The following is a 17,452-nucleotide window of genomic DNA, read 5'->3' as shown; positions in this document are numbered from 1 at the left end:
TCCGATCTCTCGTTAGCGGGAGGCGAATTCTACAGCGTTACACGCTGCTGTCAACACCTCTTTTTCTCCGCTTTCGACCGAGAAGATCGAAACGTTAATAGAGCCAAACAACACTGCTCCACTAACTCCTCCTGGGCTTCGATGAACTGAAGCGATCCGCTATCGAAACCTACTTAACTCATTGAAACTCAAGGAGTTTTCCGTTTCGACTGCGCCGGAAGTGGGGCGAATTATAGGCTTCCAGAATCTGCCGTCAACCCTTAATTTGTCTTCTCTATCAATTAGTTAGAATTGATTAAAAAGCAACCAATAAACAGCCCAGAAACCTCTATATATAGAAGGAAACACTCAGATCACACCCAACGCTCTCAAATCGACCACGTTGGCAGCCCCCAACCCCAACACGTCCTGCAACACCTGAGCCGTATGCTCACCCAATAAGGGAGGAGCGCTGCGATACTCAACAGGCGTCTTGGACAAACGAATCGGGCTGGCAACCTGCGGCACCACGCCAGCCAAAGCATGTGGCAGCTCCAGTGCAAGTCCGCGCGCCTTTACCTGCGGATCAGCAAACACCTGCGCCAGATCATTGATAGGCCCGCATGGCACACCCACTCGCTCCAGCTGTGCCACCCACTCCGCTGTCGTCTTGAACACGGTGGCCTGGCGAATCAGCGGAATCAGCTCTGCGCGATTAGCCACCCGCACCTTATTAGTAGAGAAGCGCGGGTCATCCGCCCACTGCGGCTGCCCGACCACCTCAGCAAACTTACGGAACTGACCATCGTTGCCCACCGTAAGGATGAAGTCGCCGTCAGCCGTGGGAAAATCCTGATAAGGCACAATATTCGGATGAGCATTACCCAGACGTTTCGGAGGCACTCCTGTCGTCAGGTAATTCATCGCCTGGTTAGCCAAACATGCGACCTGCACGTCCAGCAATGCCATATCGATGTGCTGCCCGCCACCGTCATGATCTCGATGAGCCAGGGCCGCCAAGATCGCCACCGTCGAGTAGAGCCCGGTGAGAATATCGGTCAACGCCACCCCGACCTTCACCGGCCCCGCGCCCTCATCACCCTCAGGGCGGCCGGTCAGGCTCATGAGACCGCCCAAACCCTGGATCATGAAGTCATAACCCGCACGCGTGGCGTATGGTCCGGTTTGACCAAACCCCGTGATCGAGCAATAGATCAGCTCCGGGTTGATCTCCTTCAGCGACTCATAGTCCAACCCGTACGCCGCAAGACCACCCACCTTGAAGTTCTCGATCAGGATGTCGGACTTGGCAGCCAGGTCTCGCACCAGCTTTTGCCCCTCCGGTCGCGTGAAGTCGATGGTGACTGACTCCTTATTGCGGTTGGCCGACAGGTAATACGCCGCCTCGCTGGTGTTTTCACCATAGGCATCTTTGAGGAAAGGCGGCCCCCACGCCCGCGTATCATCCCCATTACCCGGTCGCTCGACCTTGATCACCTCAGCCCCAAGGTCCGCAAGAATCTGCCCGGCCCAGGGGCCCGCCAGTACTCGCGACAAATCCAGTACCCGCAGATGCGAAAGCGCGCCCATGGTCGTGCTCCTATTAATAGAACGCTTGAAGACCGGTTTGCGCGCGCCCAAGGATCAAGGCGTGCACGTCATGGGTGCCTTCGTAGGTATTGACCACCTCAAGGTTGACCAAGTGACGCGCCACACCAAACTCATCCGAAATTCCGTTTCCGCCCAACATGTCCCGCGCCATGCGTGCAATGTCCAGGGACTTGCCGCACGAGTTGCGCTTCATGATCGACGTGATCTCCACTGCCGCCGTCCCTTCGTCCTTCATGCGCCCCAGGCGCAGGCAACCTTGCAGCGCCAGGGTAATCTCGGTCTGCATATCAGCCAGCTTCTTCTGGATCAGTTGGGTCGCTGCCAACGGGCGACCGAACTGCTGACGATCAAGGGTGTACTGGCGGGCGGTATGCCAGCAGAACTCAGCGGCTCCCAACGCGCCCCAGGAAATGCCGTAACGTGCGGAGTTGAGACAGGTAAACGGCCCCTTCAAACCCCGTACATCCGGGAAGATGTTCTCTTCCGGCACAAAGACGTTGTCCATTACGATCTCGCCGGTAATCGAGGCACGCAGGCCAACCTTACCGTGGATCGCCGGAGCGCTCAGCCCCTTCCAACCTTTCTCCAGGACAAATCCACGGATGTCACCCGCATCATCCTTGCCCCACACCACAAACACATCGGCGATTGGGCTATTGGTGATCCACATCTTGGCGCCCGTCAGGCTGTAGCCGCCATCCACCTTGCGCGCCCGGGTAATCATCGCGCCCGGATCGGAGCCGTGATTAGGCTCGGTCAGGCCGAAACAACCGATCCACTCGCCGGAAGCCAGCTTCGGCAGGTACTTCTGCTTCTGCGCCTCAGTGCCAAACTCATTGATAGGCACCATCACCAGTGACGACTGCACACTCATCATCGAGCGATAACCGGAGTCGACACGCTCGACCTCACGGGCAATCAACCCATAGCTGACGTAGTTCAAACCACTGCCGCCGTATTGCTCGGGAATCATCGCGCCCAGCAAGCCGGTCTCGCCCATCTCGCGAAAGATGGCAGGGTCGGTCTTTTCATGGCGAAAAGCTTCGAGCACACGGGGCGCCAGCTTGTCCTGGGCGAATTGCTCAGCACTGTCGCGCACCATGCGCTCTTCTTCGGTGAGCTGTTGATCCAGCAGCAGTGGATCGATCCAGTTGAAGCTTGCCTTGCCAGCCATGAATAAGTCCTCGCGGAAAAATCAGAAGTCGTGGATGCAGACTAGGCCGGGCAAACGCAGAGGGCAAACGAGGTTTCCGAATAGGGTTGTGCTAATTTCTCACTTCGAAAGCGCCATAGACGACGTATATGCGGTTTATAAGTGAGGACAAGTTACATGCGCAGAAAGATCCCCAGCACCACTGCCCTGGTCAGCTTTGAAGCGGCAGCCCGCCACGAGAGCTTTACCAAGGCCGCGCACGAGCTTTCCATCACTCAAGGCGCTATCTGCCGACAAATCGCGAGTCTCGAAGAGTTTTTGAGTGTCGAGCTATTTCGGCGCTCGCGACGCGGGGTAAAACTCACGGAGGCGGGGTTGTCGTACAGCCGCCGCGTCGCCATGCAGCTGGACGCAGTAGAACGTGACACCCTGTCGGTCATGGGGCAACAGGGCGCCAATGTCATCGAACTCGCGGTGGTACCCACCTTCGGCACCCAATGGCTGATCCCCCGCCTGAAGGATTTTCAACACAAGCACCCGGAAGTCACGGTCAACCTCACTAACCGTACCCGCCCATTCCTGTTTGCAGACACCGAGTTCGACGCTGCGATCTACTTTGGTGATGCCGACTGGTCGGGTACCGAATCACACCGACTGATGGGCGAGAACCCCGTTCCCGTCTGCAGCCCTCGCTTATTGGGCACACGTACCCACTTCAGCGCCCAGGAAATTGCCGAACTGCCGCTACTGCAGCAGACCACGCGGCCTTACGCCTGGCGCCAATGGTTCAACGCGCAACATCTGAACATTCCTCGCGACATGACAGGCCCTCGTTACGAGCTATTCTCGATGTTGTCTCAGGCAGCCATGCATGACATGGGCATCGCGCTGATCCCGCCGTTCTTGATTCAGCGCGAACTCGACGAGCACCAATTGGTGATCGCCAACCCCGAAACGCTGAGCAGCGCGAAGGCGTACTACCTGATGATTCCCGACAGAAAAGTCGAATCGGCGTCATTACACGCTTTCAGGGACTGGTTGGTTGATCAATCCCAACGCTATAGCCCCAGCATTTAAAGGACAAAGCCCGTTTATTGACCCTGTAGTCAAATAAAATCAAGACCTACAGATATACGTATATGTCGCGTTTAAGCAGACTGTACTTATCTGTTCAAATTAAGGCTAAGAGCCATGATTTTCAAGGCGTGTAGCGACTACGGCAAGCCAATGCACGACCATTCACACCAACGATGAAGAAACACCCAATATTCGGCTACAGTCCTTTAAACACCTGTATTTAAAGAGGTTATTTCATCGCATTGCGACAATCAGTCACAGGGTGACTTGTAGTTAATTTTTCGTCACCCGTCATAATCCCTTGAAGGCCGTAAAGTTCGCCTGCAAAATGCCGCGCCCCGCTGTCATTTCAGCGGGATCGTGCTGATCGGCCGCCCCAGATGCGCCACTCACGGTGCACTGGCCTTTTTACAAAAAGATCAAAAGCAAAAAGATCATGCAGGAGATTTGACGTGCACATTGGTGTTCCTCTCGAAACCCAGACCGGTGAAACGCGGGTGGCTGCCACCCCGGAAACCATCAAGAAGCTGATCGGCCAGGGCCATAAGGTCACTGTTCAAAGCGGAGCCGGCGTTAAAGCCAGTGTCGTCGACAGTGCCTACGAAACGGCAGGCGCAACCATTGGCAGTGCCAGCGATGCGTTTGACGCAGAGCTGATTCTCAAGGTAGTTGCCCCCAGCGACAGCGAGCTTGCGCTGATCAAAAGCGGCACCGTACTGGTGGGCATGCTCAACCCGTTCAGCAACGAAACCATCGCCAAGCTGGCCGAACGCGGCATTACCGCTTTTGCCCTCGAAGCCGCACCACGTACCTCGCGTGCCCAGAGCCTCGACGTGCTGTCCTCCCAGGCCAACATCGCTGGCTACAAGGCCGTGCTGCTCGCCGCTCATCACTACCCACGCTTTATGCCGATGCTGATGACGGCCGCCGGCACCGTAAAGGCTGCACGCGTGCTGATCCTCGGCGCCGGCGTCGCGGGTCTGCAGGCGATTGCGACAGCGAAACGCCTGGGTGCTGTGATCGAAGCGTCTGACGTACGCCCGGCCGTGAAGGAACAGATCGAATCCCTCGGCGCCAAGTTTGTCGACGTGCCCTACGAGACCGATGAAGAGCGTGAATGCGCCGTCGGTGTCGGCGGTTATGCCCGCCCGATGCCCACCAGCTGGATGCAGCGCCAGGCCCTGGCCGTGCACGAGCGCGCCAAGCAGGCCGATATCGTGATCACCACCGCACTGATCCCGGGCCGCAAGGCTCCGACCCTGCTCAGCGCCGACACCGTCGCGCAGATGAAGCCCGGCTCGGTGGTCATCGACCTCGCCGCCGCCCAAGGCGGCAACTGCCCGCTGACCGTCGCCGATCAGGTGGTGGTGGAGAACGGCGTGATCATCTGCGGCCCGACCAACCTCGCCGGCGCTGTCGCCGCCGACGCCTCGGCCTTGTATGCACGCAACCTGCTGGACTTCCTGAAGCTGGTCTTCACCAAGGAAGGGCAGTTTGAAATCAACCTCGAAGACGACATCGTCGCCGCGTGCCTGATGTGCCGCGACGGCCAAGTCATCCGCAAAAACGCCTAAGCAGGGATTCAGACGATGGAAGAGCTTATCTCCCCCGGTATCTACAACCTGATCATCTTTGTGCTGGCGATTTATGTCGGTTACCACGTGGTCTGGAACGTGACACCCGCGCTGCACACGCCCTTGATGGCCGTTACCAACGCCATTTCCGCAATCGTGATCGTCGGCGCCATGCTGGCTGCGGCCCTCACCGTGACCCCGCTGGGCAAGACCATGGGCACCCTGGCCGTGGCGCTCGCAGCGGTAAACGTGTTCGGTGGCTTCCTGGTCACTCGCAGGATGCTTGAGATGTTCAAGAAGAAAGCCCCGAAAGCAAAAGAAGAGGCGCCGAAGTAATGAGCATGAATCTCGTAACGACGCTCTACCTGATCGCGTCGATCTGCTTCATTCAGGCTCTCAAAGGCCTGTCGCACCCAACAACTTCGCGGCGCGGCAACCTGTTCGGCATGCTCGGCATGGCGCTGGCGGTGCTCACCACCGTAGGCCTCATCTATAAGCTGGGCGCTGAGCTGGCAACTGCCGGCATCGGCTATGTGATTGTCGGCCTGCTGATCGGCGGCACCGCCGGTTCGATCATGGCCAAGCGCGTAGAAATGACCAAGATGCCGGAGCTGGTCGCGTTCATGCACAGCATGATCGGCCTGGCGGCAGTGTTCATTGCGATTGCCGCAGTGGTCGAGCCGCAATCCCTGGGCATCGTCAAACATTTAGGTGACTCGATCCCTGCTGGTAATCGCCTGGAACTGTTCCTCGGTGCAGCCATCGGTGCCATCACCTTCTCCGGTTCGGTGATCGCGTTCGGCAAGCTGTCGGGCAAGTACAAGTTCCGCCTGTTCCAGGGCGCACCCGTACAGTTCGGCGGCCAGCACAAACTGAACCTGGTGCTCGGCCTGGCTACCCTGGGCCTAGGCCTGGCGTTCATGTTCACCGGTAACCTCACCGCCTTCGCCCTGATGCTGGCCCTGGCCTTCGTGCTCGGCGTGCTGATCATCATCCCAATCGGCGGCGCCGACATGCCGGTGGTGGTGTCGATGCTCAACAGCTACTCCGGCTGGGCGGCGGCAGGTATCGGCTTCTCGCTGAACAACTCGATGCTGATCATCGCCGGCTCCCTGGTGGGCTCCAGCGGCGCGATCCTCTCGTACATCATGTGCAAGGCGATGAACCGTTCCTTCTTTAATGTATTGCTCGGCGGTTTCGGCAATACCTCGGATGCCGCTGCGGCAACCGGCTCTAAAGAAGCGCGGCCAGTGAAGTCCGGCTCCGCTGACGACGCCACATTCCTGCTGACCAACGCCGACACCGTGATCATCGTGCCGGGCTATGGCCTGGCAGTGGCACGGGCGCAGCATGCGCTCAAGGAACTGACCGAGAAGCTGACCCACCACGGCGTCACCGTGAAGTACGCGATCCACCCGGTGGCCGGCCGTATGCCCGGGCACATGAACGTCTTGCTCGCCGAGGCCGAAGTGCCTTACGACCAGGTGTTCGAAATGGAAGACATCAATTCCGAGTTCGGCCAGGCCGACGTGGTGCTGGTGCTCGGCGCGAACGACGTGGTCAACCCGGCCGCCAAGAACGACCCGAACTCACCGATCGCCGGCATGCCGATTCTCGAAGCCTTCAAGGCCAAGACCATCATCGTCAACAAACGCTCGATGGCCAGCGGTTATGCCGGCCTGGATAACGAGTTGTTCTACCTGGACAAGACCATGATGGTCTTCGGCGACGCCAAGAAAGTCATCGAAGACATGGTCAAGGCCGTCGAGTAACACTGCTTCAGCGCAATACTCGAAACCCCGGCCTCTTGTAGGCTGGGGTTTTTTATTGCCGCATGAAACCCGACCAAAGGCTCTAAATCGCTGCCCGGCATTCGACCATGGTAGCGGGCCGAATTTTTTTGAAATCACTAAACTGCGCACCTTGCTTCCGTAGCCTGAGATAACAATCCATGTACCGTGATCGTATCCGCTTGCCTTCGTTGTTGAACAAGGTCATGAGCGCGGCAGACGCCGCCGCACTGATCGAGGACGGCATGACCGTCGGCATGAGCGGCTTCACCCGCGCCGGTGAAGCCAAGGCCGTCCCCCACGCCCTGGCCGAACGCGCCAAGACTTCCCCGCTGAAAATCACCTTGATGACCGGCGCCAGCCTGGGCAATGACCTGGACAAGCAACTGACCGAGGCCGGCGTGCTGTCCCGTCGCATGCCGTTCCAGGTCGACAGCACCCTGCGCCGCGCCATCAATGCCGGCGAGGTGATGTTTATTGACCAGCACTTGTCGGAAACCGTCGAGCAATTGCGCAACAACCAGCTCAAGCTGCCGGACATTGCCGTGATCGAAGCCGTTGCGATCACCGAACAGGGGCACATCGTGCCGACGACATCGGTGGGTAACTCGGCCAGCTTCGCGATTTTCGCCAAGCAGGTGATCGTCGAGATCAACCTGGCGCACAACCCGAACCTGGAAGGGCTGCACGACATCTATATCCCGACCTACCGGCCAACCCGCACGCCCATTCCGCTGGTGAAGGTCGATGACCGCATCGGCAGCACGGCCATTCCCATTCCGCCGGAAAAGATTGTCGCCATCGTGGTCACCAACCAGGCGGATTCCGCCTCCACCGTGACACCGCCCGACAGCGACACCCAAGGCATTGCCAACCACCTGATCAACTTCCTCAAGCAGGAAGTGGACGCCGGGCGCATGACCAACAAGCTCGGCCCGCTGCAGGCCGGCATCGGCAACATCGCCAACGCAGTGATGTGCGGCCTGATCGAGTCGCCCTTCGAAGACCTGACGATGTATTCGGAAGTGTTGCAGGATTCGACGTTCGACCTGATCGATGCCGGCAAACTGAGCTTCGCCTCGGGCAGTTCGATCACCCTGTCAGAACGACGCAATGCCGACGTGTTCGGCAACCTGGAGCGCTACAAAGACAAACTGGTGCTGCGCCCGCAGGAAATTTCCAACCACCCGGAAGTGGTGCGCCGCCTGGGTATAATCGGGATCAACACCGCGCTGGAGTTCGATATCTACGGCAACGTCAACTCCACCCATGTCTGCGGCACGCGGATGATGAACGGCATTGGCGGCTCCGGGGACTTCGCGCGCAACGCTCACTTGGCGATCTTCGTCACCAAATCGATCGCCAAGGGTGGCGCGATTTCCAGCGTGGTGCCGATGGTCAGCCATGTGGACCACACCGAGCATGATGTGGATATCCTCGTGACCGAAGTCGGCCTGGCCGACCTGCGTGGCCTCGCGCCCCGCGAACGCGCCCGGGTGATCATCGACAACTGTGTGCACCCGGCATATCGCGATGCGCTGAATACTTACTTCGACGCAGCCTGTGCCATCGGCGGGCATACGCCACACATCCTGCGCGAAGCACTGAGTTGGCACATCAACCTGGAAGAAACCGGGCATATGCTCAAGGCTTGATTGATACAGATCCGGGCTGATGCAACGGCAGTTTCATCAGCTCGGCTGTACTTCTTAGTAAACTGAAAAAAACTGTACTGCTGTACCGGTCATTTCCTACCGAAATATCCCACATACTCCGTCGAAAACTCCTATTTCGCACTGTTTCAGTGCGGACAGGTACAGTTGCCCCATTTCCGAACAGTACAGCACCTATAAACAGTTAACTGGCCCCTCACAATACAGGTGAACTGTATCTAGAGAGTCTTGCGCCGGAAGAGGATCATTGGCATCAGTTAAACCACTACCTAATCCCGCCACAAGCGGAAGGATGTCATCATGGAACGTACACTCAGTTCCGATCTGTTCTTCGAAGAAAAAGCTGTAAACACCCAGGCCTCTCTGCCTTTGCGCGTTATCGCCAACCTGATGTTGTGGCAGCGCCGCATCTCCAGCCGCCACCAACTGGCTCGTCTGGATTCGCGTCTGCTGGCTGACGCCGGTATCAGCGAAGCTCAACGCTACGAAGAGCTGAGCAAGCCGTTCTGGCGCTAATGTAGCGCCCGCTGGCCCTGACCCACCGGGTCCACCGCCAGCACCCTGATTTATCAAAGCAAAGCCCGCCCCGGGAAACCGGAGGCGGGCTTTGTTGTTTCCGGGGTTTGGGTTTTGAGGATAAAAACAGAAGGTCAACTTCACGACAGGTACAGTTTAAAAAACATAACAATTAAGCAGTACAATTTAGGTCGAGTGTATCTGTACCGGTAAACCCGCGCCGCCCAACATGGTGTTCCAAGACCGCATGGAAGGCCTCACTCATGACCACCCAAACCCCACGCTATAAACAGTTGATCGCAGGTATAGCCCGTGCACTGGCCAGATGGGCGCGACAGGCCCACGAACGCCGCCAACTGGCGCAACTTGATCCACGCGAACTGTCTGACGCCGGTATCAGCGCCGGCGACCGAATGGCCGAACTGTCTAAACCCTTTTGGCGTGACTAACGGGTCGAGAGGCTTTTCGAACAGATAAGCGGCGGCTTAAGATCCCGTTACCACGTGGCGAACCTTGTAGAACGGGCGTCTGATGCTCAACAGCAACAACACCCGTTTCACAGTGGCCGTTCTGCGCCACCTTATTTGTTCATCTACAGGAGTTTTTCCATGTCCCGTTTTCGCCTGCTGAGTGCTGCTGCCTTGTTGGCCGTGGCTGCCAATACCAATGCCACCAGCCTCATCGTGACCACCGACGCAATCGTCGGCGCACTCAAAGCCACGTCGGACGCCAGTTCCGATGCCACGTCGTCCTTGCGTGACAATAAGGTTGTGCGAGCTGCCCGTGACGACGCAGCCAGCTTTGTCGCCAGCGACGGCGCCATCCGTGGCGTCAAGCTGGAAAGCGCTCTGGTACAGATCCGCCAACAAGCCCCGCAACTGAATGCCGCAACAGACGCACAACTGGCCCAGGCCATCCTGGCGATCTGACTTCAGCTCGGTGTAAGGGAGCGCCAGCCGCTCCCGCATGCCTCAACGCTGGCTCTCGCCCGGGCATTGCGCTAGCCTTGGCGCTCGCTTCCAGTTGTCGAGTCCCATGGCTTTTTCATACCGCCTGTTGATCGTTCCTGTTCTGTTTTCCGTCGTCTGGTCGCCATTGGCTTCGGCCTTCGACGTGACCACCCAGAGCACCGTCATAAGTGTGTACGCCACCAGCAAGGTGACTTCCGCGCCCTTTGACAAGAAATTGGTATTGGCCGCCCAGGATGACGCTGCCGCGTTTGTAGCCACTGACGGCCAATGGCGGGGCGCTCGCCTGGAATCCGCACTGGATTACCTGCGCCGCACCCAGCCAAAACTTAACGCCAGCGACCTTGAACTGGCGCAAGCAATTCTCGTCCAATAATCATCTTTGTATTTCCGTCTTTGTAATTGGAGTTATTCCATGCGTAGCCCGCTGATCGCCGCCGCTCTCGGCCTGCTGTTGTTGGCCGATGTTGCCCACGCGCAAACCTTGAAGGCCACCAGTAACATCATCGTCCGTGCGTCGGCCCGTACCATTGACTTCACCTCGGACACCACCACGTCCATCCGCGACTCGAAAATCGTGCGCGAAGCCCACGATGACGCCGCGAGCTTCGTCGCCACCAACGGCGAGATCCGTGGCGCACAACTGGAAGCCGCTTTCGACACCATTCGTACGCGCATGCCGGAAACGCGCGACGCCAGCGACCAGAGCCTCGCCGAAGCCATCCTCGCACTGTGAGGCGCCTCAACGCCTGGCTACTGGCCGTGGCTGTGCTGCTCAGTGCAAGCGCAGCCCAGGCCAGCCTGCAACTGCGGCTCAAGTCCGACGGCTTGAGCCCGGCCGAACAGCAGGCCAGCCAGGCGTTGCTCGATGAAGCGATGCGCTCTCTGCCACCGCGCTTCATCGAACAACTGGACCGCACCATCGAGGTCGGCTGGACCGACAAGATGCCCGAGAACGCCTACGGCCAGGCCTCCCTGGTTTCCGAACTGGATCTCAACCAGAACCTGCTCGCCAGCCTGACCGACGGCAGCGCCGCAACTCAGAAGACCAACCGCCCCCACGGCACCGTGCGCCGCGAAATGCTCGCCACTGTGCTGCATGAGCTGACTCACATTTATGACCGTGCGCGCCTGTGGTCCAAGGAAGACCGCGCGCTCATCAACCGTTGCAGTCGCCAGAACAACATCACCGGCCTGATCGGCCTGCCCGACCAGTGCCGTGGCCAGAATGACCGCCGCTTTACCCTCAGCGATGACCCGCGCCTGCTGGACCTCGCCGGCTGGCCGCAATACGTCGGCCGTCGCGGCGAGCGCGAACAGCACAACCACCAGGTAGCGCGCAGCCCGGACATCTACGAAACCACCAGCCCGCTGGAGTTCGTCGCGGTCAACATGGAGTATTTCCTCCTTGACCCGAGCTACGCCTGCCGCCGCCCGGCGCTGTTTCGCTATTACAAGGAACACTTCGGCTGGGCACCGCCCGAGCAAGACACTTGCGCCAAGACCTACGCCTTCCTGAACGCAGGCAATGATTTTGCCAAGACGCCGCTGGGCCAGATCGACCCGGAGCGCGTCTACGAAATTGACTACCTGCTGGCCGAAGCCAACGAGAACCTGGTCAGCCGCTGGGGCCACAGCATGTTACGCCTGGTGATCTGTGCACCCGGCCGGCCACGCGGCCCGGACTGCCGGCTCGACCTAGACCAGCATCTGGTCCTGTCCTACCGCGCGTTCGTCGGTGACGTACAACTGTCGAGCTGGGACGGCCTGGTGGGCAAGTACCCGTCGCGGTTGTTCGTGCTGCCCCTGGCCCAGGTGATCGATGAATACACCAAGACCGAGCTGCGCGGCCTGGCCTCGGTGCCGCTCAAACTCACACGCCAGGAAATCAACGACACCGTCGAGCACGCCGCCGAGATGCACTGGAGCTACGACGGCAACTACTTCTTCATCTCCAACAACTGTGCGGTAGAGAGCCTGAAACTTTTGCGCAGCGGCAGCGCCAACCCACAGCTCACCGGGCTGGACAACATTACCCCCAACGGTTTGCTGGAAGTCCTCAGCGCCCGCGGCCTGGCCGACACCAGCGTCCTCAAGGACAAGCGCGAAGCGCTGCGCCTGGGTTATCACTTCGATTCATTCCGCGAACGCTACCAGGCGATGTTCGACGTCCTGCGCAAACACCTGCCGATAAAGCAGACTCAGGTCGAAGATTGGCTGTCACTCAGCGCAGAAGAACGCCGCCAGTGGTTTGGCCAGGCCGATCTGCGCACCAGTGCCGCCCTGTTGTTGCTGGAGCAGGCCAGCTACCGCAAACAACTGATGCTGGCCCAGGATGAGGTCAAGCAACGCTACCTTGGCGCCCGCGAGCTGAAAAACGGCGGCATGGAAAAAGCCAACAACACCCTGCAACAAATCCTCGCCAACAGCGGCTTCCTCAGCCGCCCGGCTGAACTACTGGGCAGCGGCGGCTACGGCCTGCCGCAACCGTCGGAGTCCAAGCGCCTCGAATCGGAAAGCGCCCAACGTCAAAAGCAGCTGCAAACGCTGACCGGCGATCTGGATAAAGAGGTGAGGGTGCTGCTGGAACCTTCTCGCGCCGCCGAGATTGCCGCCTGCGAAGCCAACCTCAAGCAGGTCGGCGAGCACTTGCGCGCCTTGCACAAGGCCGCCGGCGGCCTCGAGCTGCCCTGATAATTCCTGCAAGCACAATCCGAATGTGGGAGCTGGCTTGCCTGCGATGGCGCCGGCACATTCAACATCTTTGTTGCCTGGCCCACCGCTATCGCAGGCAAGCCAGCTCCCACATTGAATCTCCACATACCTGAAGAATGTGCCTTTCCCCTTCGTCACCTGTTTTTCCAGCGAAAGCTGGCTGAAAGCTTACCCGTCTAGGATCGCCCCCACTGTCGGCAACAGACCGGCTGTTAACAACAACAATGGTGATTCCCGATGTCCGCTCGTACCCGCCTGTTCGCCCCCACTCCACCCGTACGCCTCGTGCCTTTCGATCTGCGCTGACCCCACTCGGTTCGCCATTCCCTAGCCGCGCTACGCCTGGAGTATTCCTATGCTGACTTTCCTTGGCTTTGCCATGGTCATCACGTTCATGTTCCTGATCATGACCAAGCGCCTGTCTGCGCTGATCGCCTTGATCATCGTGCCGATCCTGTTCGCGCTGTTCGGCGGCTTCGCGCCCGAGATCGGCCCGATGATGCTGGCCGGTATCACCAAGCTTGCGCCGACCGGCGTGATGCTGATGTTCGCCATTCTCTACTTTGCCCTGATGATCGACTCCGGCCTGTTCGACCCGGCTGTGCGCAAGATCCTCAAGATGGTCAAGGGCGACCCGCTGAAAGTCTCGGTCGGCACCGCCGTGCTGGCGCTGGTCGTGTCCCTGGACGGTGACGGCGCCACCACCTACATGATCTGCGTCGCCGCCATGTTGCCGCTGTACCAGCGCATCGGCATGAGCCCGCGGATCATGGCCGGCCTGATCATCCTTGCCGGTGGCGTGATGAACATGACCCCTTGGGGTGGCCCGACCGCCCGCGCCGCCAGTGCGCTGCATGTGGACCCGTCGGACATCTTCGTGCCGATGATCCCGGCCATGGCCGTCGGTGTGGTCGCGATCCTGGTGATCGCCTACCTGTACGGCGTGCGCGAGCGTGCACGCCTGGGTGAACTGCACCTGGCGGGCGATGAAATCGACCACAGTGAAATCAGTGTGTCGCAGTACCCTGACGCCCGTCGTCCGAAGCTGATCTGGTTCAACGGCGCGCTGACCTTCGCCCTGATGTGCACGCTGATCGCCGGCCTGCTGCCGCTGCCGGTGCTGTTCATGGTGGCGTTCAGTATCGCGATGATCGTCAACTACCCATGCCTGCAAATGCAGAAAGACCGCATCGCCGCCCACTCCGGCAGCGTACTGGCGGTGACCGGCCTGATCTTCGCGGCCGGTATCTTCACCGGTATCCTGTCGGGCACCGGTATGGTCGACGCCATGTCCAAGAGCCTGCTGGCGGTCATTCCTGACGCACTGGGCCCGTACCTGGCGGTGATCACCGCCCTGGTGAGCATGCCGTTTACCTTCTTCATGTCCAACGACGCGTTCTACTATGGCGTGCTGCCGGTACTCGCCGAGGCCGCCAGCCACTACGGCATCACCGCCGTCGAAATGGCGCGGGCGTCCATCGTTGGCCAGCCGGTGCACTTGCTCAGCCCACTGGTGCCATCGACTTACCTGCTGGTGGCCCTGGCCGGTATCGAATTTGGCGATCACCAACGCTTCACCCTGAAGTGGGCAGTGCTGGTGTGCCTGTGCATAATGTTCGCCGCTTTGCTGATGGGGATTTTCCCGCTGTTCAGTACTCTATAATCGTATCAACCCAACCGCGCGGCGCTGCAGCTTGCGCGGTTTAACACTTGCTCAAAGGAATACACATGGAATGGCTGACCAATCCGGAAATCTGGATTGCCTTCTTCACCCTGACGGCCCTCGAGATCGTCCTGGGTATCGATAACATCATCATGATTTCGATCCTGGTCAGCCGCATGCCCAAGCATATGCAGGCACGCACCCGGATCTTCGGCCTGGCCCTGGCCATGGTCACGCGCATCCTGTTGCTGCTGTCGATCACCTGGGTCATGCAACTGACCGCCGACCTGTTCGTGGTGTTCGGCCAGGGCATTTCCGGTCGCGACCTGATCCTGTTCTTCGGTGGCCTGTTCCTGCTGTGGAAAAGCTCCCAGGAGATGTACCACGCCCTGGAAGGTGAAGACGAAACCCACGACGAGCCCAAGGGCGCCGGTGGCAAGTTCATCTACACCATCATCCAGATCGCCATCATCGACATCGTGTTCTCCCTGGACTCGGTCATCACGGCCGTCGGCATGGTCTCCCATGTGCCGGTCATGGTCGCGGCGATTATCGTGGCGGTATTGGTGATGATGCTGGCGGCCGGCACCATCAGCGCATTCATCGACAAGCACCCGTCGCTGAAGATGCTCGCGCTGTCGTTCCTGCTGGTGGTGGGTACGGTGCTGATCGCCGAATCCTTCGACGTGCACGTGCCAAAAGGCTACGTCTACTTCGCCATGGCGTTCTCGCTGGCGGTAGAAGCGGTGAACATCAAGATGCGCACCGCCATCGCGAAAAAGAAGAAACAGCAGGATCCTGTGAAACTGCGCAAGGACATTCCGGGTCAATAAACCCGAGCCAGACAAAAAAGGGGCCTATGCAGGCCCCTTTTTTCATTTCGCACTCAGCTGATTTCATGACAGTTTTGTTTCAATCCCCACTTTAGCTATGCGATGCTGGCGCAGAGCCCATTCGCCAACTACAGCTTAACTACAAGACGTAGAACGGCACGCGGCAAACTTCCTTCGCTCTTTTTGGAGCGTACCCACACGGGGGGCCGAGCATGCTGACCTTGCTCAATCTGCTTTCCGCCGTGACCCTGCTTATCTGGGGCACGCACATCGTCCGTACCGGCATCTTGCGGGTCTACGGTTCCAACTTGCGCCAAGTCATCGGGCAGAACATGTCCAAGCGCTGGCTGGCGTTTGTCGCCGGTATCCTGGTGACGGCCATGGTGCAGAGCAGCAACGCCACGGCCATGCTGGTGACTTCATTTGTCGGCCAGGGCCTGATGAGCCTCACGCCGGCCCTGGCAACCATGCTCGGCGCCGACGTCGGTACGGCCTTGATGGCGCGGGTACTGACCTTCGACTTGTCGTGGCTATCACCGCTGCTGATTTTCCTTGGGGTGATTTTCTTCCTGTCCCGCAAGCAGACGCGGGCAGGGCAGATGGGCCGGGTCGGGATCGGCCTGGGCCTGATCATTCTGGCACTGCAATTGATCGTCGAAGCAGCCGGGCCGATTACCCATGCCCAAGGCGTCAAAGTCATCTTCGCCTCGCTGACCGGCGATATCTTGCTCGACGCCCTGGTGGGCGCATTGTTTGCGATGATTTCCTACTCCAGCCTGGCCGCCGTCCTGCTCACAGCCACCTTGGCCGGCGCCGGCGTAATCGGCCTGCATGTGGCCATCGGCCTGGTGATCGGCGCCAACATCGGCAGCGGTGTGCTGGCCTTTCTCAGCACCAGCATGCAGAACTCGGCCGGTCGCCAGGTCGCCCTGGGCAGCCTGCTGTACAAACTGATCGGCTTGCTGCTGATCATCCCGGTACTCGACCCGCTGGTACGCTGGATGGACGGCCTGGACTACAGCGCCCAGGGCATGGTCATTACCTTCCACGTGCTCTACAACGTCAGCCGCTGCCTGATCCTGCTCCCGTCCATCGGCCCGATGGCCCGCCTGTGCGCCTGGCTGCTGCCGGAACAGCAGGAAACCAACGGCAAAGCCAAGCCTCGTCACCTGGACCTGGCGTCGCTCAACACGCCGAGCCTGGCCCTGGCCAACGCCGCCCGCGAAACCCTGCGCCTGGGTGACCTGATCGACAACATGCTCACCGCGATGCAGGAAGTGCTGCGCGGCAAACAAACCGCCATCACCCAGGAAATGCGCAGCCTCAGCGACGACGTCGAAGCCCTGTACAGTGCGATCAAGCTCTACCTGGCGCAGATGCCCCGCGAGGACCTCAGTGAACAGGACAACCGCCGCTGGGCCGAAATCATCGAGCTGTCGATCAACCTGAAACTGGCCGGAGACCTGATCGAACGCATGCTGCGCAAGGTGCAGCAGCAGAAGACCTCCCAACGCCGCCAGTTCTCCGAAGTCGGCCTGGAAGAGCTCACTGGCCTGCACAGCCAGTTGATTGCCAACCTGCGCCTGGGGCTGTCGGTGTTTCTCAGCGCCGATCCCGAAAGCGCCCGCCAACTGCTGCGCGAGAAGCGTCGCTTCCGCGCCCAGGAGCGCCGCCTGGCCCATGCCCACGTCAGCCGCCTGCAACGCAAGATCGTGCAGAGCCTGGAAACCAGCTCGCTGCACCTGGAGCTGATTGCCGACATGAAGCGCCTCAATTCATTGTTTTGCAGCAGCGCCTATGTAGTCTTGGAAACGTCCGACACCGGTGCACTCTCCGCCGAAGATATTGCCGACATCACCCATTCCCCCTGAACGTAAGACGGCGAGTGAAGTCAGTTAAC

The 17,452-nt window shown here is 59.5% G+C and carries 16 protein-coding genes; 14 read left to right on the top strand and 2 right to left on the bottom strand.

Going from position 1 to position 17,452, the window contains the following annotated elements; all coding sequences use genetic code 11:
• Positions 1 to 348: 348 nt before the first annotated feature.
• Both ACVWVP_RS03655 and ACVWVP_RS03650 read right to left on the bottom strand, forming a co-directional pair.
• Entirely contained in the window at positions 349 to 1,569 is a 1,221-nt protein-coding gene (locus ACVWVP_RS03655; protein WP_178923869.1) for a CaiB/BaiF CoA transferase family protein, read from the bottom strand.
• A gap of 13 nt (positions 1,570 to 1,582) precedes the next feature.
• Positions 1,583 to 2,764 carry an acyl-CoA dehydrogenase gene (locus tag ACVWVP_RS03650; protein WP_003187423.1) on the bottom strand — a complete coding sequence of 394 codons (1,182 nt, stop codon included), beginning with the start codon at positions 2,762 to 2,764 and terminating at the stop codon, positions 1,583 to 1,585.
• Between the two features lie 156 nt (positions 2,765 to 2,920).
• Here ACVWVP_RS03650 and ACVWVP_RS03645 point away from each other — a divergent pair, with 156 nt between their 5' ends.
• From ACVWVP_RS03645 to ACVWVP_RS03580, 14 genes are all read left to right on the top strand, one after another.
• On the top strand, positions 2,921 to 3,820 hold the full coding sequence (locus tag ACVWVP_RS03645; protein WP_178923871.1) for a LysR family transcriptional regulator: 900 nt from the start codon (positions 2,921 to 2,923) through the stop codon (positions 3,818 to 3,820).
• 452 nt (positions 3,821 to 4,272) lie between these two features.
• Positions 4,273 to 5,394 carry a Re/Si-specific NAD(P)(+) transhydrogenase subunit alpha gene (locus ACVWVP_RS03640; RefSeq protein ID WP_259172534.1) on the top strand — a complete coding sequence of 374 codons (1,122 nt, stop codon included), beginning with the start codon at positions 4,273 to 4,275 and terminating at the stop codon, positions 5,392 to 5,394.
• A 15-nt stretch (positions 5,395 to 5,409) separates the two neighbouring features.
• Positions 5,410 to 5,730 carry an NAD(P) transhydrogenase subunit alpha gene (locus ACVWVP_RS03635; RefSeq protein ID WP_003220416.1) on the top strand — a complete coding sequence of 107 codons (321 nt, stop codon included), beginning with the start codon at positions 5,410 to 5,412 and terminating at the stop codon, positions 5,728 to 5,730.
• The gene (locus ACVWVP_RS03630) at positions 5,730 to 7,166 is read left to right on the top strand and encodes an NAD(P)(+) transhydrogenase (Re/Si-specific) subunit beta (protein ID WP_123716752.1); all 1,437 of its coding nucleotides are present in this window, start codon (positions 5,730 to 5,732) and stop codon (positions 7,164 to 7,166) included. The genes ACVWVP_RS03635 and ACVWVP_RS03630 overlap by 1 nt, the downstream gene beginning before the upstream one ends.
• A 179-nt stretch (positions 7,167 to 7,345) precedes the next feature.
• A complete protein-coding gene (locus tag ACVWVP_RS03625) occupies positions 7,346 to 8,839 on the top strand; it encodes an acetyl-CoA hydrolase/transferase family protein (protein WP_178923875.1) in 1,494 nt (497 codons plus the stop codon).
• A 318-nt stretch (positions 8,840 to 9,157) separates the two neighbouring features.
• Positions 9,158 to 9,373, top strand: a complete 216-nt coding sequence (locus ACVWVP_RS03620) for a DUF1127 domain-containing protein (protein ID WP_010168694.1) — start codon at positions 9,158 to 9,160, stop codon at positions 9,371 to 9,373.
• 263 nt (positions 9,374 to 9,636) lie between these two features.
• The gene (locus ACVWVP_RS03615; protein WP_176994664.1) at positions 9,637 to 9,822 is read left to right on the top strand and encodes a DUF1127 domain-containing protein; all 186 of its coding nucleotides are present in this window, start codon (positions 9,637 to 9,639) and stop codon (positions 9,820 to 9,822) included.
• Positions 9,823 to 9,981: 159 nt separating this feature from the next.
• The gene (locus tag ACVWVP_RS03610; RefSeq protein WP_457404484.1) at positions 9,982 to 10,302 is read left to right on the top strand and encodes a DUF2388 domain-containing protein; all 321 of its coding nucleotides are present in this window, start codon (positions 9,982 to 9,984) and stop codon (positions 10,300 to 10,302) included.
• A gap of 106 nt (positions 10,303 to 10,408) precedes the next feature.
• Complete coding sequence (locus ACVWVP_RS03605; protein WP_176994662.1) at positions 10,409 to 10,717, top strand: DUF2388 domain-containing protein; 309 nt, start codon at positions 10,409 to 10,411, stop codon at positions 10,715 to 10,717.
• A gap of 39 nt (positions 10,718 to 10,756) precedes the next feature.
• A complete protein-coding gene (locus ACVWVP_RS03600; protein ID WP_178923878.1) occupies positions 10,757 to 11,077 on the top strand; it encodes a DUF2388 domain-containing protein in 321 nt (106 codons plus the stop codon).
• Entirely contained in the window at positions 11,074 to 13,035 is a 1,962-nt protein-coding gene (locus ACVWVP_RS03595; RefSeq protein ID WP_457404483.1) for a DUF7844 domain-containing protein, read from the top strand. Before ACVWVP_RS03600 ends, ACVWVP_RS03595 begins: the two co-directional genes overlap by 4 nt.
• A 376-nt stretch (positions 13,036 to 13,411) precedes the next feature.
• A complete protein-coding gene (locus tag ACVWVP_RS03590) occupies positions 13,412 to 14,719 on the top strand; it encodes a CitMHS family transporter (protein ID WP_259172526.1) in 1,308 nt (435 codons plus the stop codon).
• Between the two features lie 65 nt (positions 14,720 to 14,784).
• On the top strand, positions 14,785 to 15,552 hold the full coding sequence (locus tag ACVWVP_RS03585) for a TerC family protein (protein ID WP_457404482.1): 768 nt from the start codon (positions 14,785 to 14,787) through the stop codon (positions 15,550 to 15,552).
• Positions 15,553 to 15,764: 212 nt separating this feature from the next.
• The gene (locus ACVWVP_RS03580; protein ID WP_178923884.1) at positions 15,765 to 17,423 is read left to right on the top strand and encodes a Na/Pi cotransporter family protein; all 1,659 of its coding nucleotides are present in this window, start codon (positions 15,765 to 15,767) and stop codon (positions 17,421 to 17,423) included.
• Positions 17,424 to 17,452: the final 29 nt, after the last annotated feature.

It is taken from the genome of Pseudomonas sp. TE24901, assembly GCF_054058375.1.
The sequence above is the reverse complement of the archived record's forward strand: the minus strand, read 5'-3'. Positions and strand labels throughout refer to the sequence as shown.